Source organism: Lysinibacillus sp. UBA5990, assembly GCF_002429815.1.
Taxonomy (GTDB): Bacteria; Bacillota; Bacilli; order Bacillales_A; family Planococcaceae; genus Lysinibacillus; species Lysinibacillus fusiformis.
In genome coordinates, this window is sequence record NZ_DJAY01000016.1 from 116,794 (window position 1) to 140,495 (window position 23,702).

Here is a 23,702-nt window from a genome sequence, read left to right on the forward strand (position 1 = left end):
CACGCTATACGCAGTATAAGCCTAAGCCTACTTTCAATAACAAAAAACGACTCGTTCAACGTACAATAATTTTAAATCATCTTGCGTCATTCCTTGACTATGCGTTATAATTATGACCAGTTACTAATAATTGATAGTAAGAAAGCTGAGGGGTTGCTATATGAACGCTGGTATTTTAGGAATAGGCAAATACGTTCCTGAGAAAGTCGTGACAAATTTTGATTTAGAAAAAATAATGGATACTTCGGATGAGTGGATTCGTACGCGAACAGGCATTGAAGAACGTCATTTTGCGGCAGATGATCAGGAAACTTCAGATTTAGCAGTAGCCGCTGCTAAAGAAGCTATTGCAAAAGCGGGTATTACGCCTGAGGAGATTGGGTTAATACTTGTAGCAACTGTCACACAGGATCAAACTTTCCCAAGTGTAGCATGTATGGTTCAGGAACAACTCGGAGCAGTAAATGCTGCGGCGATGGATCAAGCAGCCGCATGTGCAGGATTTATATATAGTTTAGTGACAGCTAAACATTTTGTAGAGGCAAACACTTATAAATATGTCTTAGTAGTAGGTGTTGAAAAGCTGTCAAAAGTCATTGATTGGAATGATCGAAATACAGCAGTATTATTCGGTGATGGCGCGAGCGCAGCAGTTATAGGGCCAGTATCTGAAGGTAGAGGTATTTTATCATTTGAGCTTGGTGCAGATGGCACAGGCGGTAAAAATCTTTATTTAACAAAACAAGACACAATTGCCATGAATGGTCGTGAAGTATTTAAATTTGCTGTACGTCAAATGGGTGAATCGGCTGTCACTGTGTTAGATAAAGCAGGATTAACAAAAGAAGACGTAGATTTTTTAGTGCCGCATCAGGCAAATATACGTATTATGGAATCTGCTCGTGAGCGATTAGAGCTACCACCAGAAAAAATGTCAAAAACGATTCATAAATACGGAAATACTTCTGCAGCATCGATTGGTATTTCCTTGGTAGATGAGCTTGAAGCAGGTAAAATTAAAGAGGATGATTTATTAGTCCTTGTTGGTTTTGGTGGCGGCTTAACATGGGGTGCCGTAGCCATGAGATGGGGAAAATAAGTAGGAAAAATGCTTGAGGGGAGTAAGACAATGAGTAAAAGACGAGTAGTAATTACAGGAATTGGCGCAGTTACACCACTAGGGAATAGCATCGAAGAAACATGGGGGAACATTAAAGCTGGTAAATCTGGCATTGGTGAGCTAACACGTTTAAATAAAGATCTTTTTGCAGCCAAAATTGCAGCAGAAGTGAAAGATTTTGATATTGAAAAATATATTGATCGTAAAGAAGCTCGAAAGATGGACCGCTTTACACATTATGCGTTAGCTGCTTCAATCATGGCTATGGAAGATGCACAGCTAACAATTGATGAGGAGCTAGCTCCACGTGCTGGTGTTTGGATTGGTTCGGGTATTGGTGGAATGGAAACATATGAGCAACAGTTTTTAACATTCCAAGAGCGCGGGGCAAGACGAGTTAGCCCATTCTTCATTCCAATGATGATTCCAGATATGGCGTCAGGTCAAGTGTCGATTCATTTTGGTGCAAAGGGAATTAACTCTTGCTCAGTAACTGCATGTGCTTCTGGCACAAACTCAATTGGGGACGCTTTTAAAGTTATTGAACGTGGGGATGCAGATGTTATGATTTCAGGTGGTGCGGAATCACCAATCGTAACGATGGCAGTGGCAGGTTTCTGTGCCAATACTGCATTATCTTTAAATCAAAATCCACAAGAAGCTTGCCGTCCATTTGATAAAAACCGTGATGGATTTATTATTGGCGAAGGTGCAGGTATTGTTATCTTAGAAGAATACGAACATGCAAAAGCTCGTGGTGCTAAAATTTATGCGGAAGTTTTAGGTTATGGTGCAACGGGAGATGCTCATCATATTACTGCTCCAGCTCCAGAGGGTGAAGGTGCGGCACGTGCAATGATGCAAGCATTGACAGATGCTGGTGTAGAGGCATCTCAAGTTGATTATATTAATGCACACGGCACTAGTACGCCATATAATGACTTATTTGAAACACAAGCTGTTAAAACGGCTTTTGGCGACCATGCTTATAACCTAGCTATGAGTTCTACAAAGTCTATGACAGGACACTTATTAGGAGCAGCAGGGGGCGTAGAAGCTATTTTTACCGCTCTAGCACTTAAAGAAGGTATATTACCACCAACAATTAATTTAACAGATCCAGATCCTGATTGTGATTTAGATTATGTTCCAAATGAAGCGAGAAAAGCAAAGATTCAATATGCAATGAGTAATTCTCTTGGTTTTGGTGGTCATAATGCAAGTCTTCTATTTAAAAAATATGAAGCATAAATAGAACATCTAAACTCAAAAAACGTCAGCCAAATTTAAACGGCTGACGTCTTTTTTTATAGTTTTGTGAATAAATGATAAGTAAGAAGAAATAGAAAGGATGCCGTTACATTGTTCCGTCTCTTTTTATTTTTAGTAAGCTATGGTCTCATGATCCTCTCAGTAGGGAATCTTATATTGTATTTAAATTACCGTACGCTAGGTTATTCTTGGAAAGTTGTGTTCAAATTTATTTTTCAAACAACGGAATTTTATATGGCGGTTGGTGCTTGTATCATCATATGTGCTGTCGTTCTTGATATAGGTTTTGATCGAACGTCAGATAAGCTATAAATGATTAGCGACATGCACGACCTAGACCCATTGCCTCTTCCATACGTTTTAATGTAGCACTGGCAATTGCATTTGCTTTTTCAGCACCTTCATCAAGTATGAAGTCTAATTCAGAGGATTCTACTAAATGATAGAATTTGTCTTGAATTGGCGTTAGGTGATCGATTACAGCAGTAGCTACACCTTGTTTGAAGCCACCATAACCAATGCCTTCATATTTTTTAACTAGATCATTAATAGAAATACCTGAAATAGCCGATTCAATCGTTAATAAATTTGAAACACCTGGTTTATTTTCAACATCAAATGCTACGATACCATCAGAATCAGTAACAGCTGATTTAATTTTTTTCTCAATGTCTTTTGCTGTATCTAGCAATCGGATTGTCGCCTTTGTATTTGGATCAGATTTGCTCATTTTTTTTGTTGGCTCTTGTAAAGATTTAATGCGAGCACCGGCTTTTGGTAATTGAATTTCTGGAATTGTTAAAACGTCACCATAACGTTTATTAAAGCGTTCTGCTAGATCACGTGTTAACTCGATATGTTGTTTCTGATCATCACCTACTGGGACAATATTTGTGTTGTAAAGTAGAATGTCTGCAGCCATCAATGGTGGATATGTTAAAAGAGCAGCAGAGACGCTTTCTTTACCATGAGATTTATCTTTAAATTGTGTCATACGTTCAAGCTCACCAATAGATGCAACACATTGTAACATCCATCCTGCCTGAGCATGTGCTGGCACCTCTGATTGTATAAATAATGTAGATTTTTTAGGATCGATGCCAGTTGCAATATAAGTAGCAGCAAGCTTACGAATACTTTCACGTAATTCTTTTGGATCTTGAGCAACTGTAATAGCGTGTTGATCGACGATGCAATAAATAGCATCCCCTTCATCTTGAAGGGCAGGGAATTGCTTGAAGGCTCCTAAGTAGTTCCCTAAAGTTACAATTCCTGTAGGCTGTACACCAGAAAAGATGGTTGTCATGAAAATTTCCTCCTCGAATTCAAATAAAAAACATCACGCGTCCTCATTAGACTTTTTCTAATGAAGGGACGAATGATGTTTGAATCCGCGGTACCACCCAGCTTGCCTTAACGGCCACTCAGCTTCGTAACGTGAAGGGACGAGCCTTGCTAGTAGTTTCTATTCATGAAACGTTCACAAAGCTAACTCGGAAGTCCATTCCATATGCCCCACGATCTGTTTTCACCAACCACAGACTCTCTAAACGTGTAATTAACATATGTACTACTCTTCGTCAGCGTTTTTCTCAATTTAAGATTAAATTGATTTTATTGCATTGAATTATATTATAAAGATTTCATTGTGTAAAGTCAGACTTTTGGCGGTGTTTTTTTTAGAGAAAAAAATATATGCTTTTTTTGTTGTGTAAATTTGTTATAAAAAGAAACTTTTTATTAAAATTAACTTGTGGTGTACACGTCGAATTGACAATTTTCTCGTTTATTTTAGATAAATGAGAACAGCAGAGTGACGTAAAAAGATGTTTAAAATACACTTAAAGTGGGAATAGTAGTAGTAGTTCGGAATGTTGTGAAAAAAGTATATACATTTAAAAGGTATATAAAAAGACAGAAAATTTAGCGAGACGCTCATTCTTTTTTTTATTGGAACTATATTCAAAAACAGCGGAGTGCTGTATAATGGTACTGTGTATTTTACATTACATTAATTCTAATTTAACACACTGGTTTATAGATATGATTACAAAATGAAAGGATGTGTCAGAACGAATGATCGTAACTCTATTTACATCACCAAGTTGTACCTCTTGCCGTAAAGCGAAAGCATGGCTTGAGGAGCACGAAATTCCCTATACAGAACGTAATATATTTTCTGAACCACTAAGTATTAGTGAAATTAAAAAAATCTTACGTATGACGGAAGATGGCACAGATGAAATTATTTCAACGCGTTCTAAAATATTCCAAAAATTAAATGTAGATGTGGAAAGTTTACCTTTACAACGTTTATATGAATTAATTCAGGAATATCCTGGTTTATTACGCCGACCAATCATTCTAGATGAAAAACGTCTACAAGTTGGCTATAACGAAGATGAAATTCGTCGTTTCTTACCTCGAAAAGTTCGAGCATATCAGTTGCAAGAAGCACAAAGAATGGTGAATTAATTTTATCTATTCTGAATAAAATAAGTAGTAGATGTTACAGATGTGAGATGCATATTGTGACATCTATTTTTTTATGTTTTACTTATGTAAAACCTTCTATATAAAGTATAATAATTAATAGGGCAAAGTCATATATTTCCGTTAAAGTATGTTAAACTTGATTTAAGTTAAATAGTTTACTACAATTTCAATAATTCAAATATCTTCTGTGAAACGGTGTATATCCTTTTCATTTTATGACAGAACAGCATACAATAGTGTTAGAGACAACTGTGAATAAAAAATTTTAATGTTTGCAGTTCCTCGTGTGGTTTTACTGGTGTGGTCAAAGGTTGAAAAACAAATGCAGTATGAAGGTTAAAAACAAAGAATAAAAGCATACTAATGAAACAAAACTGTTTTTCGACATATGACAGTGAAGGGAGATGAGGTCTAGTGGACATCGAACGTGTAAATGAAAATACACTTAAGCTCTTTATTACGTACAATGATATAGAGGATCGCGGCTATAGTCGTGAAGAAATCTGGTACAATCGAGCAAAGGGTGAACAGCTTTTTTGGGATATGATTGATGAAGTAAATACGGAGGATTATTTTGATGTAGAAGGTCCGATTTGGATTCATATCAATGCATCTGAAGTAGGCTTAGAAATCATTGTCACACGTGCACATATCTTAAAAGACGGTGAAACATTAGATGGTCATTCGAATTTTGATGAACACAAAGAGATGTTTGCACCATTCGATGAAGTTGGGGATGATCTTCTTAGCCAACTAACTCAATTTGGTGACATGGATGAATCAGAATTATTTATGGATACAGACATTTATGTATATAAATTTAAAGATATTGATGAGTTAATCCCTGTTGCAAAACGAATGACAGACGAATTAGTGGATTCCTCATTATTTAAATATGAAAATTGGTACTATTTAGTGGTTGATTTCGGTAATGCAGATGAAGAGTTAAACCGTCACGATCGAAATGCGGTCATCAAAGAATTTTTAACGCCATCTAATTTTACGATTCATCGTTTAGAAGAGTACGGCGAAAAAATTATGGAATTTAATTGCTTTGAGACAGTTCGAAAATACTTTGCTTAAGCATATGTTTACTTGATTTTTTAGACTGTAGTGAACTCGGTAATTTTATCGAGATTCACTACAGTTTTTTTATACGGCTCAAAATAGTGGCATTTCATAAATTTCAAGAAAAAACAGCTTTTAATTTGTGATAGCTACTAATTTTTACTATAGTTGGCCAAAAAGGAGCTGATTTTATGCTGATTGCCTATAATAATCTACAGCAGCTTTTTTACCCATATCAATATACGAGAAAGGCATTGCAGAAATATAGGCGCCAGATGACATTTTTTTGTCCTCAATGTCTAGAACCAGTTCATTTAAAAATTGGTTCCTATAATATCCCACATTTTGCACATCATACGAAAAGTCAATGTCCGAAATTATTTGCAGAAGGTGAATCAAAACTTCATTTACAAGGTAAAATTCAATTGTTTGAATGGCTACAAAAACTAGGACATAAAGTGAAGTTGGAGCCCTATTTAACAGAGCTTTCTCAGCGTCCAGATTTACTCATTGCTTCAGAGAATAACAACGTCGCACTGGAATTTCAATGTAGCCCAATTACTCATCATAAATGGCAGGAACGGACGACAGGCTATGAAAAAAATAACATTCAAGCAATTTGGCTCTTTTTAACTCCTCAAAGATACGAAGCAATCAATGGAATTCGAAAAATAAGCATTCCTCCATTACTACAGAAGTCATTCATGAACACTTCAACTGGCCTTCCTTATTTAATGACCTATAATGCCAAAACAGCCCATTTTGAATATTGGACGAATCTCCTTCATGTGCATGGGCATACTTTTATAGGTAAAGTCCAAAAAATCTCAATAGATAAGCAACGCTTTCCATTTTATTTACCAACTTGCATTTCCTTAGAAGAATTTCAACAGTATTGGCAGCTATATAAACATGCTTGCCAGGAATTTGCAAATAGGCGCCTCCTACATAGTAAACAAGGCGTGCAGGATTCATTTTTACGAAGTTGTTATGAGGTGAATTTTTCTATTTCGGCAATGCCCTCTTATGTCGGTATACCCGTAAAAGAAGGGACAGCAATTTCGCTATTTGCAAGTGAATGGCAAACGATGCTGTTGCATTTTAGTCAACAGTTAGGTTTAGAGCCATATGAATTAAAAAAACACCATATTCAAGATTTTCTAATACAATCTCATTTAGAATATACGGAACAGGCAGTAAAGGCTGTTCAACACTATAGCCTAATATTGAAAGTGATAGACCAAGATCAGAAATTAGAGGATATTTGTGAGATAGTGTACGCACAATTATTTGCAATTGCCGCAATATACTGAGAAAATATGAGAGTATAGGGAAAAAAGCACATATAAAGGGGGCTGGCATGCACATGGCTAGTAACAGTAATCAAATTTTAGTACGAGATGAAGTACCTGAAGAATTAACATGGCGATTAGAGGATATTTTTGTATCAGATGCACTTTGGGAAGATGAGTTCAAGGAAGTTGCAGAGCTTGCTAAAAAAGCATCTAGTTTTGCAGGCACTTTAAATAATGGAGCACAGGCATTATTAGCGGCTTTACAATATCACGATCATATTTATGAACGCGCGATGAAGCTCTACACATATGCTCATATGCGTTATGATCAGGATACGACAAATAGTTTTTATCAAGATATGAATAGCCGTATTCAAACATTGGCAACTAGTATTTCTGCTGGTCTATCATTTTTAACTCCAGAAATTTTGGCATTAAATGAAGAAACAATTAAAAGCTATTTAGCTGAAAATCAAGACCTACAATTGTATAAGCAATCGTTAAAAGAAATTACAATGGCACGTCCACATGTCTTACCAGCGGAACAGGAAGCATTACTCGCTCAAATGTCTGAGGTAACAGGCACTGCCTCTAATACATTCAGTATGTTAAATAATGCGGATTTGGAATTCCCTTATGTGAAAAATGAAGAAGGGGAAGATGTACAACTTACGCATGGTAACTATATCAAGTTTTTAGAGAGCAAAGATCGCTCTGTTCGTGAAGGTGCGTTTAAAGCTATGTACGAAACATATGGCAAGTTTAAAAATACGTTCTCGTCAACGCTAACAGGGAATGTGAAAAAACATAATGTGAGTGCTCGTATTCGACATTATGACTCTGCACGTGAGGCAGCAATGTCTAATAATTTCATTCCTGAAAATGTTTATGATCAACTAGTAGAAACCATCCATAAGCATTTACCTGCGATGCAGCGTTATATTTCGTTACGTAAGAAGCTTTTAGGTGTGGATGAATTGCATATGTGGGATTTATTTGCCCCCCTTGTAAAAGAAGTAGAAATGAAGGTTACTTACGATGAGGCTAAAGATATTTTAGTGAAGGCTTTAGCGCCATTAGGCGAGGAATATCAAAATATCGTTCAAAACGGATTAGATAACCGTTGGGTAGATGTTTTAGAGAATAAAGGGAAACGAAGTGGTGCATACTCATCCGGTGCTTATGGAACAAATCCTTATATTCTAATGAATTGGCAAGATAATGTGAATAATCTCTTTACGTTAGCACATGAATTTGGTCATAGTGTTCATAGTTATTATTCAAGGAATAATCAGCCATTTGTTTATGGGGATTACTCTATTTTTGTCGCTGAGGTTGCTTCGACATGTAATGAAGAACTATTAAACGACTACTTACTTAAAACCATTGATGACCCTCAACAAAAAATCTACTTGCTAAATCATTGGTTAGACGGTTTCAGAAGTACAGTTTTCAGACAAACAATGTTTGCTGAATTCGAACACCTAATTCATCAAATGGATAAGAACGGTGAGTCTTTGACAGCCGATCGATTGACTGAAGTGTATTATGAACTTAATAAAAAATACTTCGGTGATGATATGGTTGTGGATGAGGAAATTGGTTTAGAGTGGGCACGTATTCCACACTTCTACTATAATTACTATGTTTATCAATATGCGACAGGCAAATCAGCAGCTACAGCATTGAGTAAACAGATTTTAGAGGAGGGTGAACCGGCTGTAGAACGTTATATTAATAACTTCTTAAAAGCAGGTTGCTCGGATTTCCCAATTGAAGTATTAAAGGCAGCAGGTGTTGATATGAACGTTGCTAAGCCAATAGAGGATGCTTGTAAAGTATTTGAAGAGCGTTTGAATGAATTAGAAAAATTATTGTTGAATAACTAATTGATTGGGCTATAGGAATCTTCCTATAGCCTGATTTTTTTTTTAGACAGCTTTAATTGAATGGAAAGAATAATGATTTTTTTTGATTTATAAATACTTTAAAAGAGTGCATCTTGGAAAAATACTGTTTGAAATCGCTTTCTATTTGACAAATTTGTGAATCTAGTATTGGATTCATTGCTAAATATATTATTCCATGATAGAGTAATTCTTGTGAAATAAATCACAAAACAAACATACACCCCTTTGTTTGAACGTGAACATTTCTCCCATCCCCTTTGTGAAAAAGAAGCGTCTCTATCGGTCGAGGATAGAGGCGTTTCTTTGTTTTTATGTAATAAAATAAGGACTCAACTAATGATTATTAGTTAAGTCCTTAACGTGTATTATTTAAGACGCCATAATGTAGCGTGAGTTGTCTGGATTCGTTCAATCTTTTGTTGCAGCATACGTTTCTTTAGTTCACGTTCGGCTGCTTGTTCTGTTAATGAATAGATAAATGCTATTTCATTTGTAGAAAGTGTATGGAATTGTGAAAATAAGTCCTCTATTGATGGTAAAGGCTGACGTACAAGCTGCTCATTGAGCATTTCTTCTAAAATATGTTCATAAACTTCATAGGCATAGCTACCACTAACCTTTAGTCCCTCATCTTCTATACATTCATTGAAAAATACGATACTTGGGACTTCGTCAACTTCCATTTCACGTTTAATGTATAAATCACATTGGAAAGCTCGTGCTGCTTCCTTTGAGCCGAAGTCAACGGTAAATTCATTCATATCTAGTTGAATATCCTCTGCGATCTTTAAAAGAGTAGCATAGGAGTTTACATCTTGATGGCTTAGTAATACATATTCTTGTAATTTCGATAGATATCGTGCACCTGCGCGTTTGCCCTGTAATTCGGCCGCTTTAATAGCGATAGAAGGTAATACAGGGTGATTAATATCTAACTCTATGCCTGATATACAACCCTTTACACGTTTACTTAAGCAGTTTAAAGAAGTAAGCTCAGTGCTTAGAACAAAACGCCAAGTAAAGTAATGGTTGTATTCAAGCTGTAATTTACGAAGTACAGCTTGCATACTAAAAGCTTCAGGACAAAGTGGATCTACGAAAATATACAATTCAATAGGCTTATTGGCAGTAGAAATCGTTGGCGTTGGTTCTTGTAGCATTTGAATATTATTCACGTAACAATTCCCCCTCATCGTCATTAGGCGTATTAACCATGTGATGAGCTGTTAATACTAAACGTTGATAATAAGTTTCACGGAACTTCCCTTCCAAACCTACTTCATCCATAGCTTCTGACATACATTCCAGCCAAGCTTGTGCGCGGTCTGGTGTAATCGGAAAATTCATATGACGTGCACGCATCATTGGATGTCCATGTTCTTCAGTAAAGAGATTTGGTCCACCTAAATACTGTGTTTGAAATTGAATTTGCTTACGGGCTGTCTCTGTTAAATCCTTTGGAAAGATTGGAATAAGATCAGGATGCTGAGCAACTCTTTTATAGAATGCATGAATAAGCTCTGCCAGTTTTTCAGCCCCCAGCTCCTCATAAGGAACAGTGTATTTTCGACTCATAAGTTATATGCTCCTTTAATCTTTATATCGTAAAGTATCATTTACATACTCCGTCATCATTAAAATGTGAATTTCTTGTGACTACCTTCATTCTATCAACGTCTTTTCGTTTTCACAAATAAAGAGCTCTTTCGAATTGTTGTTCGCTATAAAAGCACAAATTTCACCACAGAGGGTGAAATTTGTTGGAAAAAAGATAGATAGTAAGAATAATGCGATTACACTGTGAAGTAATTCATCACTTTTTTGACATAATTCTGTGTTTCTTTAAAAGGAGGGATGCCTCCATATTTTGTGACACGAGAAGCGCCAGCATTATAGGCTGCTAATGCTAATGTAGGATCATTATTAAACTTATCTAGCATTTGGCGCAAATATTTTGCCCCAGCCATAATATTTTGCTCTGGATCAAAAGCATTGGTAACTCCTAGATACTGTGCTGTTTGAGGCATTAATTGCATCAATCCCTGCGCTCCTGCATGACTAACTACGGATGGATTAAAATTAGATTCTTGTTTTATAACGGCTGCAATAAGCTTCTCAGGTACACCGTAAGTTACTGAGGCCTTTTCGATAATAGCAGCATATTGATCTGCTCCTGCCAAAGAGTTGGCATAGGCAGTTGAGCCAATAACATTCTCTGAAACATAGGAATCGAGTTTTGTATGCCCATAAGAGCTTGCTAATGCCTGCTTAACGGATTCAGGAATGTACACAGCATTAGAACCTTTGTATAACAAAGATTCAAGCGTTCCTTCTGAAGTATTAGCTAACTGATTCAAGATATCAGCGTTCGCTGTGCCTAAACCTAGTAAGCTAGATAATTTGGCATTGCTGGCAGTTGAAGCGTCCCCTAATAATTCTTCCATCATATCAGAGAAAATAGATTGATTGTCTGTCAAAGCGTTTGTGGATGAACTATCTGTCGATCCAAGTGTTTGTAATGCTTGAATCTCCATTAAAGATCTTAGTGATTGAATATCCAAGAAGTTAGTCACCTTTCTTTTTATACTATTATGAATTTTGCTGCTGTAAAGCCTTCATAAAGCGGGCGATTTTCTTATCAGTTTCTTGCTTTGGAATACCATATTGTTGTAAAAATTCGTCGAAGATTGCTTTTCCTTTAATGGCATCTTTTGCTTCATATTCTACCTCATAATCGTCGCACTGCAAATAGTAAGAATGATCAAAAACAAGAAGACCCTCTTTATACGGAATTTCGACACGATCTGTAGTAAGTGAGCCAAACACCCGTAATTGGTCTAAGGGAATGTTATGAATAGCAAGTTTTTTGGCGACCTCTTCAGCAAAAAAGCCTTCGCCCTCCAGCATTTTCTGAGCTTGAGCCGCTGTTAATTGATCTGTAGTTTCAAGGTGAGCATGCTCAGCATTTTTTTCTTTAAGTGTACATTCATAATTTTCACCGATTTGCCTAATGCGTAGTCCACTTTGTAGCTTGCGAATTGCATGAGTAGGTGTGTCGAAATAATGATTTGTTTGACGATGAATAGCATTTTTACGAATGTGGAAATCTTGTAATAGTTGCTCGTATTGATGTTTAGTTAGGAGATTTTTAAACTCGATTTCAATTTCTTGTGTCATTTATATTCACCTATTTATTTTTTTATTTTTCATTCGCTGTTTCGCTTGATTTAACATTTACACACTGCAACTATTTACCCTCTGTGCTAAAATAAGAGGAAGAGTACAACGAAAAGGGGAACCGCACGTGCGTAAAATTTATACAATAGATACATCGAATTTTGAACAAGATCAACTTCATTTTAGTTTAAACGACAATGAAGTAAATTTACAGTTAAAACCTGCTGGACAACTTATTGCAGATTCAGATGATTTTGCATTTATTTATTTACTGGATGCAGGCGAAGACTATCATTACTTGCGTTTTCCACCGAGTAGTTGGGAGAATCTTGTACATATTTTACAAAAAAAGAAAGATCCAATACTGCGAATAAATGAAGAAGCAATCGAGCTTACAAATTTCTACGATGAATTGGAAATGCTCGTGTATAATATTGAAGGAAATTACAATTACGGGGCAGAATTTGTCCAAACAGTGGAACAACACTTCAAGGCAATTCTCGCTGAATAGAAAGACAAAACGAACAGACGGTGTTCGATACCGAATGTCGGGAGGTTTTTGTGATGGGACAATGGGAAATATTTTTAAGTCCTTATAAACAAGCAGTAGATGAACTAAAAGTAAAATTAAAGGGCATGCGTTCGCAATTCGGTATTGTTAATGCCAATTCACCTATAGAATTTGTAACAGGACGTGTAAAGCCCTTAGCAAGTATATATGATAAAACATTGGAAAAAGGGTTAGCTTTTGAGCCATCTAAACAACTTGGTGATGAACTCGGTGATATTGCCGGTCTTCGAATTATGTGTCAATTTGTTGATGATATTGCTACAGTAACGGAGCTTATTCGTCAACGAAAGGATATGCGTGTAGTGGAAGAACGCGATTATATTACACATAATAAGCCAAGTGGTTATCGCTCCTACCATATGATTGTTGAATACCCTGTTGAAACGATTCAGGGGAAAAAGGTAGTGTTAGCCGAAATCCAAATACGAACACTCGCTATGAATTTTTGGGCATCTATTGAGCACTCTTTAAATTATAAATATAAGGGCATGTTCCCAGAGGAAATAAAAAATCGCTTGCAAAGTGCGGCTGAGGCAGCATTTCGCTTAGATGAGGAAATGTCATCCATTCGTAGTGAAATTCAAGAAGCACAGGCGTATTTCAGCGAATACAAGGAAGCATCGAATCCTAATTTACTATCGGAGAAGGAGCGTGACTCACAATGAAATTTGCTATTCAATCACGTCGCGATGCACAATCCAATGAGCTAATGGAGCTAGCTAAAACCTACTTACAGGATTTTGGCTTGACTTATGATGAGGAAGCACCTGAAATCGTTGTCTCTATAGGTGGAGATGGGACGCTTTTACATGCCTTTCATCGATATTCTCATTTATTAGATCAAGTGGCATTTGTCGGCATCCATACAGGACACCTAGGTTTTTATGCAGATTGGAAGCCTTCAGAATTAGAAAAGTTAGTTTTGTCCATTGCTAAAAAGGATTTTAATGTGGTGGAATATCCACTGTTAGAAGTGAAGGTGGAGCATCATAATGCAGAATCAAATACGTATCTAGCTTTAAACGAGGCAACAGTTAAATCGCCAGATGTCACACTTGTAATGGACGTCGAGCTAAATGGCAATCAATTCGAACGTTTCAGAGGAGATGGTCTTTGTGTGTCAACTCCTTCTGGAAGTACAGCCTACAATAAAGCGCTTGGAGGAGCAATCATTCATCCCACTTTAGCAGCACTTCAAATTACAGAAATTGCATCCATTAATAATCGTGTATTCAGGACAGTTGGTTCTCCATTAATTTTACCCGCCCACCATCATTGCGTTTTACGTCCAGTAAATGAACAAAACTTTAATATGACTGTGGACCATTTACAAATTACACAGGGTGATGTAAAGGCAATTGTATTTAACGTGGCAAATGAAAGAGTACGTTTCGCACGTTTCCGTCCATTCCCATTTTGGGAACGTGTGCATGAATCATTCGTTGCAAATGAGTAAGATGGATACAAGATTTACATTGCGCTTTATGGCTAAGAAAGAAGGCCAATTATTACGAGAAGCTCTACAAGAATGGCGTATATCTAAGCGAGCATTAACAGCTATAAAGTTCGATGGAGGGTTATTAACGGTGAATGGGATCGAACGTAATGTGAGATATGCCCTTCAAGTTGATGATTGTGTGGAGGTGATGTTTCCTCCTGAGGAAAAGAGTGAGGGGCTCACGATCGAGTATGGCGATTTGGCTATTGTATATGAAGATGATACAATCTTGGTGTTAAATAAACCGGCTCACCAAAGCACGATTCCCTCACGTGAACACCCAACCAATAGTATTGCCAATCTAGTTTGCGGCTACTTTGAGCAGCAAGGAATAGCGTCCACTGCTCATATTGTAACGAGACTTGACCGAGATACTTCAGGTTTACTCTGTATTGCCAAGCATGCACATATTCATCATTTAACGGGCTTGGCTCAGCGTAATGGGGAGATTTCAAGGCAATATGAGGCAATTGTCCAAGGACATGTTCACCAGGATAGACAATCAATCGTGGCACCTATTGGGCGGAAAGAAACGAGCATTATTGAGCGAGAAGTTCGTGAGGATGGGCAATATGCTCATACGGATGTAACCGTAATAAAACGTTTTTATTTAGGGGCTGAACCGATGACACATGTAGGCCTTAAATTGCATACAGGACGTACACATCAAATTCGTGTACATATGTCGTCGTTAGGTCATCCACTTGTTGGTGATGAACTTTATGGAGGAAGTCGACTTCATATGGACCGCCAGGCACTACATTGTGTGTCCTTAAATATGAGACATCCCTTAACATGTGAACATTTGCAGTTCACAAGTATGCTTAATGAAGATATGCAAAATTTGCTTAAAGGATCTTCCGATTAATATTATGATAAGGAGATGTTCGAACAACGGGCATCTCCTTATCATTTTTGATAGTAAATAAAGGGTTCTTTACACCCTGTTCATTTGACAAGTACAAATATAGGGTATAGTAAAATAGAAAACGTCATGATTTTTTTAGGAAGGAATACCATTATATAGAAGGGCATGTAAATCCTCGTGGAAATAAACAAAAAAGGGTTTGCAGAAGGGGATAATTCGCTCTATTATATAGAAGGTAGATTTACGGTTTTGCCCGTAACAATGATGGATAGCTCGGAAGGAGGGGACAAGCATGATAGAGGATAGAAATGAAAAGGATGATGTGCAATTTGACGAAGCACATTTACGAGGCATGCTCGAAGCACATAATATTGACGCATTCCGTGATGAGTTTTTAGAACTTCATCCATATGATCAGGCAACGTTTTACGAAAAGGTGGAACCTGATATAAGGAAGATTATCTATTCGTTCTTGTCTCCGACAGAAATGGCTGATATTTTTGAGGCAATCGATATTGAAGATGATGAATATAAAGCATATCTAGCTGAAATGGATCCATCTTATGGGGCAGAAATGCTTTCTCATATGTATGCAGACGATGCAGCTGATGTTTTAAATGAACTGGATATGGAGCAACGTGAAAGTTATCTGGAAATGATGGATGAGGAAACGGCTGAAGAAATTAATGAGCTACTAAGCTATGATGAATATACAGCTGGGTCCATTATGACAACTGAATATGTCGCTATTCCAGAAAACTCTACAGTGCGTTCAGCAATGGCCATTTTACGTAAAGAGGCACCAGATGCTGAGACCATTTATTATATTTTCGTAGTAGATGAAGAGCACCGTTTGACGGGTGTTATTTCATTAAGAGATTTAATTATTGCAGAAGAGGATACACTTATTCGTTCAATTATGAATGAACGCGTCGTTATGGTACATGTAGGAGATGACCAAGAGGAAGTCGCACACATAATGAAAGACTATAATTTCTTAGCGACACCTGTTATTGATGACAAAGGTGAACTACTTGGGATTATCACCGTCGATGATATTATTGACGTTATTGATGAAGAGGCATCTGAGGATTACTCTAAGTTAGCCGGTATTTCTGATATGGATAAATTTGATGTCACACCACTCCAAGCTGCTAGAAAACGTTTACCATGGTTGGTGGTACTACTGTTTTTAGGTATGTTAACAGCCAATTTAATGGGGCAATTTGAGGATACTTTAGATAAGGTTGCCTTATTGGCAGTCTTTATTCCGTTGATTTCAGGAACATCAGGGAATAGTGGAACACAAGCTTTGGCCGTAGCTATTCGAGGGATTGCTACAGGTGATGTAGAAGAACATAGTAAATTAAAATTACTGCTACGAGAAGCTGGCACAGGCTTAATGTCGGGAATTGTTTGCGGCTTAATTGTCATTGGTATCGTTTATTTTTGGAAACAAGAACTAGTACTCGGGATGTTAGTAGGTGCTGCACTTTGTGGCTCGATTTTAGTTGCGACATTGGCTGGTTCATTTATACCTTTGTTAATGCATCGTTTAAAAATTGACCCAGCTGTTGCTTCCGGCCCGTTTATTACAACTTTAAATGATATAACAAGTATTTTAATTTATTTAGGTTTAGCAACAGTTTTCTTAAGTCAAATAGGCTAAGAACCAATTTACTTACTTCCGCATATTGTATGGAAAAAGGGGAAGTGAGTATTGTGGGTCAAGAACCACGCTTGTTTATAAAATCACCATCGTATTTTTTAAATATTTCTAAGGTGTTGCATGAACTCGATTTAGATGAAAGTACATCTGTATATGTAAAGGACAATTCTTATGTAGAGGAAACGGTTGAAGAGGAAGATGAAGTTGAAGTTGTAAAAGATGTGGAAGTGGATCCGTATTTACTAAAACAACTTCAATTTTTAGAAAAGCCATTTCGTCAGCGTGCCTATCAGCCGCTTTTAGTTTGTTTAAAAGATGGTAGAAAATTAACTGGTTCTGCTTCAGATGTACAAAATGATTCTTTGATGCTTACCTCTCTAGAATTAAAAACACAGGAAATTATTTATTTTGAAGATATAAAACAAGTCCTTTGGCGGGGAAGGCAATTACCATCATTATAAAAAAAGTGTACAGCAGAGGATGCTGTACACTTTTTTTATGTGTGTGTGTCAAAGGTGAAAGAAATTAGTCACAAATCCCTAAGTCAACATCAGCGATACATTGTACAGCACAGAAGCAAGATAAGTCTACAGTAATACAGCTATCTGTTGAGTTCCAATCATCCACTTTACAGATCTTCTTCATATTTACGCAACAGCCGTCACGACTTAATAAATCTACTGTACTTTCGCTAGAATCGAATGTACATAGAGGTTCTAAAACGCGTAAAGTCGCACAACACTCATCAAACATATCTTCAACGCGGAAGAATACGGATGTACAAATACAAGGATCTGCAGTTGGGGAATTAAAGAATGCTTTGAAAGGAGTACCATCTTTTGTAATTAACATAAATACACGTGTATCTGCTTGAGAGCGAGCAGGACTAACAATCCCGCCTAGTGGTTCTAAGAAACAGTTAGCTGTACATGGAGAACACTCATCTCGCACCGCTTGATTTTGAATATCTAAAATAGCGCGCACTACGTCACAAACGCAGCCTGCTGAATGGATTGGTCCAATAGGATTTGTTGGCTTACCACAACCCATATTGTCACCTCCTTTCCTTGTTACTACTTCTACAATATGTGCTTTTCAAATTTGGACTCGGGCTTTTGTATATATGAATAGTTTTTTTATGTGTGGAGAAACTTTAAAGAAAAGGAGGGTAAAACTTGAGGCTACTTGGAATGACGTTACCTCTCTTAGTCGTTTTGCTATTAAATGGTTGTGCTGAAAAAGAAAAATTTATCGTCTACGGTCCATCTCAAAATGGAAGTGAAGTCGAAGCCCTTATAAAAGAAGAGGACTATGTGGAACGTTCAACCGTTATCCATTATGACGATAGTATGCTTGTTGCAGTACAAATTAAACCATGGGAAAAGTGGAAGAAGACTAAGTTAGAGAAAAAGTTGCAAAAAAAATTTGATGAGAAATATCCAAATAAAGATGTTTTTGTCTCAGCTGATTATAAAATATTTTATGAAGCCAATAAAATAAAAAAGGATCAGATTGAAGATAATAAATTAAGCGATAAAATTAAAGAACTTAAAGAGCTTGCAAAGGAGAAGACATAAATGGAAAAAGAGCAATATCAGCAGTTGGAGCAAAATGTGACACCAAAGCCTCCATATTTAAAGAATGTAGCAAAGGCGTTTTTTGTCGGCGGTCTTATTTGTACAATTGGCCAAGCTGTGTCCCTTTTTTATATTATATTCTTCAATTTTACAGAAGCGACAGCCGGTAATCCAACCGTAGCTACAATGGTGTTCTTTGCCATGTTGCTAACAGGGCTTGGGCTATATAAAAGAATGGGCCAATTTGCTGGGGCAGGCTCATCAGTGCCAGTAACTGGATTTGGTAATGCCGTTATTTCCGCAGCTATCGAGCATAGATCAGAGGGTTTAGTATTGGGAGTTGGCGGTAATTTATTTAAGCTAGCAGGGTCAGTGGTTTTATTTGGGGTAGTAGCAGCGTTTTTCGTAGCACTTATTAAATATATCTTCGTAATGATAGGAGTGGTTTCATGGTAATTGTTTTTCAATCGAAACCATCCCTATTAGCAGGTGGAGTGGTAGCAGGTCCATTAGAGAACCGAAGTATTTTTAGTCAGTATTTTGATGCAGTGTATGATGATGAACGTTGGCAAATGAAAACCAATGAACAGGGGCATCGTAAAATGATTGAAGAAGCCTGTGATGCAGCCATGAAGAAAATGAACGTACAAAGTGGAGATATTGATTATTTAATGGGCGGAGATTTGGTCAATCAAATGACCCCGACCAATTTTGCAGCAAGAGATTTAGAAATTCCATTTATTGGACTATTTTCAGCATGTGCCACCTCTGTTTCTTCCGTCATTATTGCCTGTCTTTTAACAGAGTTAGGTGCTGCTAATTATTCATTAGCTGGTGCCTCAAGTCAGCATAATGCGATAGAACGTCAATTTCGTTATCCCATCAATTACGGTGCACAAAAGCCACAAACTGCTCAATGGACTGTAACGGCTGCTGGCTATGCGCTAATCGGTAAACACCGTGAAGAGTATCCTTCCATCGAAGCCGCCACAATTGGTAAGTCTGTTGATTACGGCATGGATGATCCTTTCCATATGGGTGCTGCAATGGCACCTGCCGCCTTTCAAACGATCCAATCTCATTTACAACAACGAAATCAAAAAATTTATCATTACGATTTAATTTTAACGGGCGATTTAGGTCAGCTTGGTTTAAAGCTTTTGAAGGGAATGCTTGTTGAAAATGGTGTGAAAAATGAGGAACTAACTCTTTTACGCGATGCAGGTGCTGAGTTTTATGGGCAAGACGAATCTTTTCAATCAGGTGCAAGTGGTGCAGGCTGTTCGGCAGCTGTTTTTTTTAGTTACGTTCTTCAGCAGATGCGAGCGGGTAGCTATAAGCATGTATTATTAGTGGCAACCGGGGCATTATTATCTCCATTATCGTTTCAACAGGGTGAGACGATTCCATGTACGGCACATGCGATCGAAATTACAATGAAATGAGGCATAAATTATGGTAATGACATTTGTATTTGCATTTATTGTTGGAGGCATTATTTGCGTCATCGGCCAATTATTAATGGATGTCGGTAATTTAACACCAGCTCATACATTAAGCACACTCGTTGTCCTTGGTGCTATATTGGATGGCATGGGGTTGTATGAGCCATTAATTAATTTCGCTGGCGCAGGAGCTACTGTACCCATTACCTCTTTTGGTAATTCCCTAACACACGGGGCAATGGCTGAAGCAGAAAAGCATGGACTGGTTGGCGTCTTAACAGGAATGTTTAAAGTAACAAGCTCAGGAATCAGTGCTGCTATTGTTTTTGCCTTTATTGGTGCATTAATTTTTAAGCCTAAAGGAAATATCGACTAGACGAATACCCCTCCCATTTCTACAACCAAAACATATTATAGGTTGTAGAAGGGAGGGGTGCTTTTATGGGATATCAAGGCTGGTCCTCACAACCGTATGGAAATAATGTTGGTGGGTGGAACAATAGCTATTGCGGAGGCAATAACTATAGTTATTGTGGAGGCAACAACTCTGGCTATGGTTCAACATTTGTTCTAATTGTTGTTCTATTTATTCTTTTGATAATTGTTGGCGCTACTTACATCTAATTTGATGAACATATTGTAAAGGCTTTAACTCTTATTTAGATGGTTCACATACCTAAATAAAGTTAAGGCCTCCACCATTTGTGAATGCTTCGGGCAAGTCGCAAGGTCAAATTGAGTTTTAATGATAGGAGGGAAAACATGCATCGCTCGTTATTTAATTCAATTGAGCAAAAAACAGGTGTTTCGATGGATGAAATCTTCGCATTAGCCAATGCCATTCAACATGCGGATTTTACAAGTGAAAAACAAGTAAGAAAAATCGTACGACGTGTTGCTAAGATATCTAACAGAACGATTACAAAAGAGTTAGAAGATAAATTAGTACAATCTATTATTCAAGATGGAGCATCACTAGATTTCGATAAAATCACTAGAATGATGAAGTAGCGCATGGCATATCTACTTGGCAAAGCAGCTTGTTACGATAGAGTAGATAAATGGTGGCAAGCGGATTTTGGTTTAAAAAAGGGTGTTACGACATTGAACAATATCGTAACACCCTTTCATTAAATTTTTTTCTCCATTGCTCGATGCGGAATACCAGCATCCAAAAATTCTGGAGAAGTTACCGCATAGCCAAGCTTTTCGTAAAAGGGAATAGCATGGCTTTGCGCGTGAAGCTTCAATGTTTCTTTAGGGATAGAAATGGCGTATTTCTCCATTTCCTTCATTAGTAAAGCCCCTAGTTTTTTACCACGTTGAGATTGTAAAATACAAACACGTTCAATTTTTGCTGTATTGCTTTCAATACTACGTAAACGCGCTGCTCCTACAGGCTCATCGTCATCATACATAATAAAATGCGTTGCAGTTGCATCTTCAGCATCACATTCCAAATGGAGTGGAACGCCTTGCTCTTCAACAAATACTTTTTTGCGTACAGTAAACGCATCATCATGTTCTTTCTTTGTTTCAACAATCTTAACGTTATACAATCATCACTCAGCTCCAGACAAACGGAATGTTTCGTATGTTGTCCATGAGCCGTCTTCTAATTGATATAGAAGATGAATGCGATCAATTGTATCTTTTTCATCCACACCAGTCATACGTAATTGACCAAAGATGTCGTCATGCTCAGAATCCGACATTTTTTGAGCGATTGTAATATGAGGTACAAATACATGTTTCGATTCCCCATAAGAAATATTTTCTTGGATTTCATGTTGGAAAGCAGCTAATTGTTCAGTTGGTTCAATGCGGAAATAAATGGCATTGGTTGTAGGGAAAAACGAACTGATGCGTGATGCATGAATGTTTAAAGGCGCATATTTAGCAGCAAGTTCATCCAATTGCTTAACGATGGTTTTAATTTCTTCTTCAGACGCATCAAAGCTGTCTTTTAACGTCATATGCGGTGTAATCTTCGCAAAATGAGGATCATATCGTTTGCGATAAGTGTTCGCTAAATCTTGCAATTTTTTTGATGGAAATGCCACAATACCGTACTTCATAGTCCATTACCTCCCGTAAATAAACAAATTTTCTATTTAAGTATATCAGAAAATCCAATTTTCGTAATTTAATCACTCACATTAATTAAAATTTTCAATTAATGCACGTCGAAGGTCTGGTTTCCAATATTTCCATGTATGATTGCCATCAAACTCGTCATAAAATATAGAGAATCCTTTATGGATCATAAGATCATGAAGCTGACGATTAGGTGTTAAAAAATCCTTCACAGATTTATCCATAGTCACTACTTGGTCTTCACCCTTACCAACTATATGGTATATAGAAATGGCTGCTGGATCTTTGAAATTTTCGACTGCCTTCAAAACGTCATCATCCACGTATGGTGATTGAAGAATGACCTTGCCGAAAATACTTGGATACTTTAATGCGGCCATTAAGGAAGCTGTGGCAGCCATCGAATCTCCAATCACCCCGCGACTCATACCCATTTGATAAGTGGAAAACTCATTATCTAAATAAGGTACTAGCTCATGTGCTAAAAAGCGGAGATAAGCTTCATGCTGCTCACCACTAGGAATATATTTATGACGTCGATCGTTAATATCTTTATATGGAACAAAAGCAATAATTAAATTTTCGATTTCATAGTCATCAATCAGTTCATCAGCTAGCTTTGTAATACCACCAAGCTGGAAATAGTCTTTACCATCTGATGCGATTAGAATGTTGTATTTATATAGTGGAGAGTAATTTGCAGGAACATAAATATAGAGCTGTAATTCTTCCTGTAATGCCTCACTATAGAATGTTAAATCCTGTACTGTTCCCTTATCCAATGATGACACTCCTTCTTATGTTTGTAACAAAATTGTACCATATTACGAAAGTAAAGGTATAATAGGTTGGGCTAGCACTATACTAGCAATAAAATCGAAATGAGGGGTAGCTATGCATAATAAAAGTATTCGTGTGCACTCTGAGGAAGTAGCGAAGGCAGCACATGCCGCGTTAATTCGTAGAGGTGTGGCGATCGAGGATATCGCAAAAATTGTTTACGAAATGCAAAAAACCTATAATGAAGGTTTAACACTGGATCATTGTGTTCATTCGGTTGAGCGTGTACTGCGTAAACGAGAAGTGCAACATGCACTTTTAGTAGGAATTGAATTAGATGAGCTAGCTGAGAAAAAATTATTATCATCACCATTACAGCAAATTATAGAATCTGATGAAGGTTTATTTGGTGTGGACGAAACAATCGCACTAGGATCTGTTTTTACATATGGCAGCATTGCAGTAACCACATTTGGTCATTTAGACAAGCAAAAAATTGGCATTATTAAAAAATTAGATACAGAGCCTGGGCATCACGTTAATACGTTTTTAGATGATTTAGTTGGTAGTATCGCGGCTTCTGCAGCATCACGAATTGCTCATCGTATGCGTGATTTAGAGGAAGAGGGCGAGACATTTGCGGATATCGAGCCAGAAGAACTGGGACCAAAGCCAAAATCACATAATGAAATATAAAATGAGTTTCTACTATTAAAAGTGAACCTTCTCAAATACGGGGAAGGGTGACAAAAGCCATCGAGAATTGATCTGACCCAAAAAAGTTAGACATATTTAGTTAAGCAACTGCTAAGACCTGAGTTCGGTACTCCACCGGGCTTAGGTCTTTTAATTTTTCTTT

28 protein-coding genes and 1 other annotated feature are annotated in these 23,702 nt (G+C 37.2%); of the genes, 19 read left to right on the plus strand and 9 right to left on the minus strand.

The annotated features are described in order from the left end of the window. Positions 1-160: 160 nt before the first annotated feature. Together B3D94_RS22355 and fabF are read left to right on the plus strand one after the other, a co-directional pair. Positions 161-1,099 (plus strand): beta-ketoacyl-ACP synthase III, encoded by a 939-nt coding sequence (locus B3D94_RS22355; protein WP_069480129.1) that lies wholly within the window; start codon positions 161-163, stop codon positions 1,097-1,099. A 30-nt stretch (positions 1,100-1,129) separates the two neighbouring features. Further along, on the plus strand, positions 1,130-2,371 hold the full coding sequence (fabF, locus tag B3D94_RS22360; RefSeq protein ID WP_069480130.1) for a beta-ketoacyl-ACP synthase II: 1,242 nt from the start codon (positions 1,130-1,132) through the stop codon (positions 2,369-2,371). 337 nt (positions 2,372-2,708) lie between these two features. Here the strand turns inward: fabF and trpS are convergent, their stop codons facing one another. Then, positions 2,709-3,698, minus strand: coding sequence for a tryptophan--tRNA ligase (gene trpS / locus B3D94_RS22365; RefSeq protein ID WP_069480131.1), 990 nt, complete (start codon positions 3,696-3,698; stop codon positions 2,709-2,711). Between the two features lie 61 nt (positions 3,699-3,759). Then, positions 3,760-3,985: a binding site (T-box leader), on the minus strand. 486 nt (positions 3,986-4,471) lie between these two features. Between trpS and spxA the strand changes: the two genes are divergently transcribed. The 4 genes from spxA (at position 4,472) to pepF (ending at position 9,140) form a co-directional block, all read left to right on the plus strand. Further along, positions 4,472-4,867: a transcriptional regulator SpxA gene (gene spxA / locus B3D94_RS22370; RefSeq protein ID WP_025116803.1), complete on the plus strand. Its 396-nt coding sequence runs from the start codon at positions 4,472-4,474 to the stop codon at positions 4,865-4,867. A 435-nt stretch (positions 4,868-5,302) separates the two neighbouring features. Further along, a complete protein-coding gene (gene mecA / locus B3D94_RS22375; RefSeq protein WP_008181512.1) occupies positions 5,303-5,971 on the plus strand; it encodes an adaptor protein MecA in 669 nt (222 codons plus the stop codon). A 176-nt stretch (positions 5,972-6,147) separates the two neighbouring features. After that, a complete protein-coding gene (locus tag B3D94_RS22380; protein ID WP_291760996.1) occupies positions 6,148-7,269 on the plus strand; it encodes a competence protein CoiA in 1,122 nt (373 codons plus the stop codon). 53 nt (positions 7,270-7,322) lie between these two features. Further along, positions 7,323-9,140, plus strand: a complete 1,818-nt coding sequence (gene pepF / locus B3D94_RS22385) for an oligoendopeptidase F (protein WP_291760998.1) — start codon at positions 7,323-7,325, stop codon at positions 9,138-9,140. Positions 9,141-9,526: 386 nt separating this feature from the next. On the opposite strand, the gene B3D94_RS22390 is transcribed toward pepF, so the two are convergent. The 4 genes from B3D94_RS22390 to B3D94_RS22405 all read right to left on the minus strand — a co-directional run bounded on the left by B3D94_RS22390 (position 9,527) and on the right by B3D94_RS22405 (position 12,338). After that, a complete protein-coding gene (locus B3D94_RS22390; RefSeq protein WP_069480134.1) occupies positions 9,527-10,336 on the minus strand; it encodes a DsbA family protein in 810 nt (269 codons plus the stop codon). Beyond that, a complete protein-coding gene (locus B3D94_RS22395; RefSeq protein WP_031418760.1) occupies positions 10,329-10,736 on the minus strand; it encodes a globin in 408 nt (135 codons plus the stop codon). Before B3D94_RS22395 ends, B3D94_RS22390 begins: the two co-directional genes overlap by 8 nt. A 218-nt stretch (positions 10,737-10,954) precedes the next feature. Then, the gene (locus tag B3D94_RS22400) at positions 10,955-11,722 is read right to left on the minus strand and encodes a lytic transglycosylase domain-containing protein (RefSeq protein WP_069480135.1); all 768 of its coding nucleotides are present in this window, start codon (positions 11,720-11,722) and stop codon (positions 10,955-10,957) included. 28 nt (positions 11,723-11,750) lie between these two features. Next, the gene (locus B3D94_RS22405; RefSeq protein WP_069480136.1) at positions 11,751-12,338 is read right to left on the minus strand and encodes a CYTH domain-containing protein; all 588 of its coding nucleotides are present in this window, start codon (positions 12,336-12,338) and stop codon (positions 11,751-11,753) included. Between the two features lie 127 nt (positions 12,339-12,465). Between B3D94_RS22405 and B3D94_RS22410 the strand changes: the two genes are divergently transcribed. The 6 genes from B3D94_RS22410 to B3D94_RS22435 all read left to right on the plus strand — a co-directional run bounded on the left by B3D94_RS22410 (position 12,466) and on the right by B3D94_RS22435 (position 17,405). Then, a complete protein-coding gene (locus tag B3D94_RS22410) occupies positions 12,466-12,849 on the plus strand; it encodes a hypothetical protein (protein WP_069480137.1) in 384 nt (127 codons plus the stop codon). A gap of 53 nt (positions 12,850-12,902) precedes the next feature. After that, positions 12,903-13,574 carry a GTP pyrophosphokinase gene (locus tag B3D94_RS22415; RefSeq protein ID WP_008181494.1) on the plus strand — a complete coding sequence of 224 codons (672 nt, stop codon included), beginning with the start codon at positions 12,903-12,905 and terminating at the stop codon, positions 13,572-13,574. Next, a complete protein-coding gene (locus tag B3D94_RS22420; RefSeq protein ID WP_025116813.1) occupies positions 13,571-14,365 on the plus strand; it encodes an NAD kinase in 795 nt (264 codons plus the stop codon). Before B3D94_RS22415 ends, B3D94_RS22420 begins: the two co-directional genes overlap by 4 nt. Continuing rightward, complete coding sequence (locus B3D94_RS22425) at positions 14,340-15,275, plus strand: RluA family pseudouridine synthase (protein ID WP_291761011.1); 936 nt, start codon at positions 14,340-14,342, stop codon at positions 15,273-15,275. Before B3D94_RS22420 ends, B3D94_RS22425 begins: the two co-directional genes overlap by 26 nt. 292 nt (positions 15,276-15,567) lie before the next feature. After that, positions 15,568-16,944 carry a magnesium transporter gene (gene mgtE / locus B3D94_RS22430; RefSeq protein WP_025116815.1) on the plus strand — a complete coding sequence of 459 codons (1,377 nt, stop codon included), beginning with the start codon at positions 15,568-15,570 and terminating at the stop codon, positions 16,942-16,944. A gap of 53 nt (positions 16,945-16,997) precedes the next feature. Beyond that, positions 16,998-17,405: a hypothetical protein gene (locus B3D94_RS22435; RefSeq protein ID WP_254664219.1), complete on the plus strand. Its 408-nt coding sequence runs from the start codon at positions 16,998-17,000 to the stop codon at positions 17,403-17,405. Positions 17,406-17,469: 64 nt separating this feature from the next. On the opposite strand, the gene B3D94_RS22440 is transcribed toward B3D94_RS22435, so the two are convergent. Then, positions 17,470-17,994 (minus strand): CotY/CotZ family spore coat protein, encoded by a 525-nt coding sequence (locus B3D94_RS22440; RefSeq protein ID WP_008174263.1) that lies wholly within the window; start codon positions 17,992-17,994, stop codon positions 17,470-17,472. A gap of 125 nt (positions 17,995-18,119) precedes the next feature. Between B3D94_RS22440 and B3D94_RS22445 the strand changes: the two genes are divergently transcribed. The 6 genes from B3D94_RS22445 (at position 18,120) to B3D94_RS22470 (ending at position 20,977) form a co-directional block, all read left to right on the plus strand. Next, positions 18,120-18,521: a YhcN/YlaJ family sporulation lipoprotein gene (locus tag B3D94_RS22445; RefSeq protein WP_225316259.1), complete on the plus strand. Its 402-nt coding sequence runs from the start codon at positions 18,120-18,122 to the stop codon at positions 18,519-18,521. Then, complete coding sequence (gene spoVAC, locus B3D94_RS22450; RefSeq protein WP_069480139.1) at positions 18,522-18,977, plus strand: stage V sporulation protein AC; 456 nt, start codon at positions 18,522-18,524, stop codon at positions 18,975-18,977. After that, complete coding sequence (locus B3D94_RS22455) at positions 18,971-19,966, plus strand: stage V sporulation protein AD (RefSeq protein WP_069480140.1); 996 nt, start codon at positions 18,971-18,973, stop codon at positions 19,964-19,966. Before spoVAC ends, B3D94_RS22455 begins: the two co-directional genes overlap by 7 nt. Before the next feature lie 16 nt (positions 19,967-19,982). Next, positions 19,983-20,342, plus strand: a complete 360-nt coding sequence (spoVAE, locus tag B3D94_RS22460) for a stage V sporulation protein AE (RefSeq protein ID WP_008174255.1) — start codon at positions 19,983-19,985, stop codon at positions 20,340-20,342. Between the two features lie 65 nt (positions 20,343-20,407). Then, positions 20,408-20,590 carry a YjcZ family sporulation protein gene (locus B3D94_RS22465; protein WP_012292972.1) on the plus strand — a complete coding sequence of 61 codons (183 nt, stop codon included), beginning with the start codon at positions 20,408-20,410 and terminating at the stop codon, positions 20,588-20,590. Positions 20,591-20,728: 138 nt separating this feature from the next. Beyond that, positions 20,729-20,977 carry a stage VI sporulation protein F gene (locus tag B3D94_RS22470; RefSeq protein WP_291761023.1) on the plus strand — a complete coding sequence of 83 codons (249 nt, stop codon included), beginning with the start codon at positions 20,729-20,731 and terminating at the stop codon, positions 20,975-20,977. A gap of 119 nt (positions 20,978-21,096) precedes the next feature. Here the strand turns inward: B3D94_RS22470 and B3D94_RS22475 are convergent, their stop codons facing one another. The 3 genes from B3D94_RS22475 to B3D94_RS22485 form a co-directional block, all read right to left on the minus strand. Next, positions 21,097-21,525, minus strand: a complete 429-nt coding sequence (locus B3D94_RS22475; RefSeq protein ID WP_069480141.1) for a GNAT family N-acetyltransferase — start codon at positions 21,523-21,525, stop codon at positions 21,097-21,099. 3 nt (positions 21,526-21,528) lie between these two features. Beyond that, the gene (locus B3D94_RS22480) at positions 21,529-22,044 is read right to left on the minus strand and encodes a YjcG family protein (protein WP_069480142.1); all 516 of its coding nucleotides are present in this window, start codon (positions 22,042-22,044) and stop codon (positions 21,529-21,531) included. 81 nt (positions 22,045-22,125) lie between these two features. After that, complete coding sequence (locus B3D94_RS22485) at positions 22,126-22,845, minus strand: alpha/beta hydrolase (protein ID WP_069480143.1); 720 nt, start codon at positions 22,843-22,845, stop codon at positions 22,126-22,128. A gap of 112 nt (positions 22,846-22,957) precedes the next feature. Between B3D94_RS22485 and B3D94_RS22490 the strand changes: the two genes are divergently transcribed. Then, complete coding sequence (locus B3D94_RS22490; RefSeq protein WP_069480144.1) at positions 22,958-23,539, plus strand: phosphatidylglycerophosphatase A family protein; 582 nt, start codon at positions 22,958-22,960, stop codon at positions 23,537-23,539. The last annotated feature ends 163 nt before the right edge of the window (positions 23,540-23,702 follow it).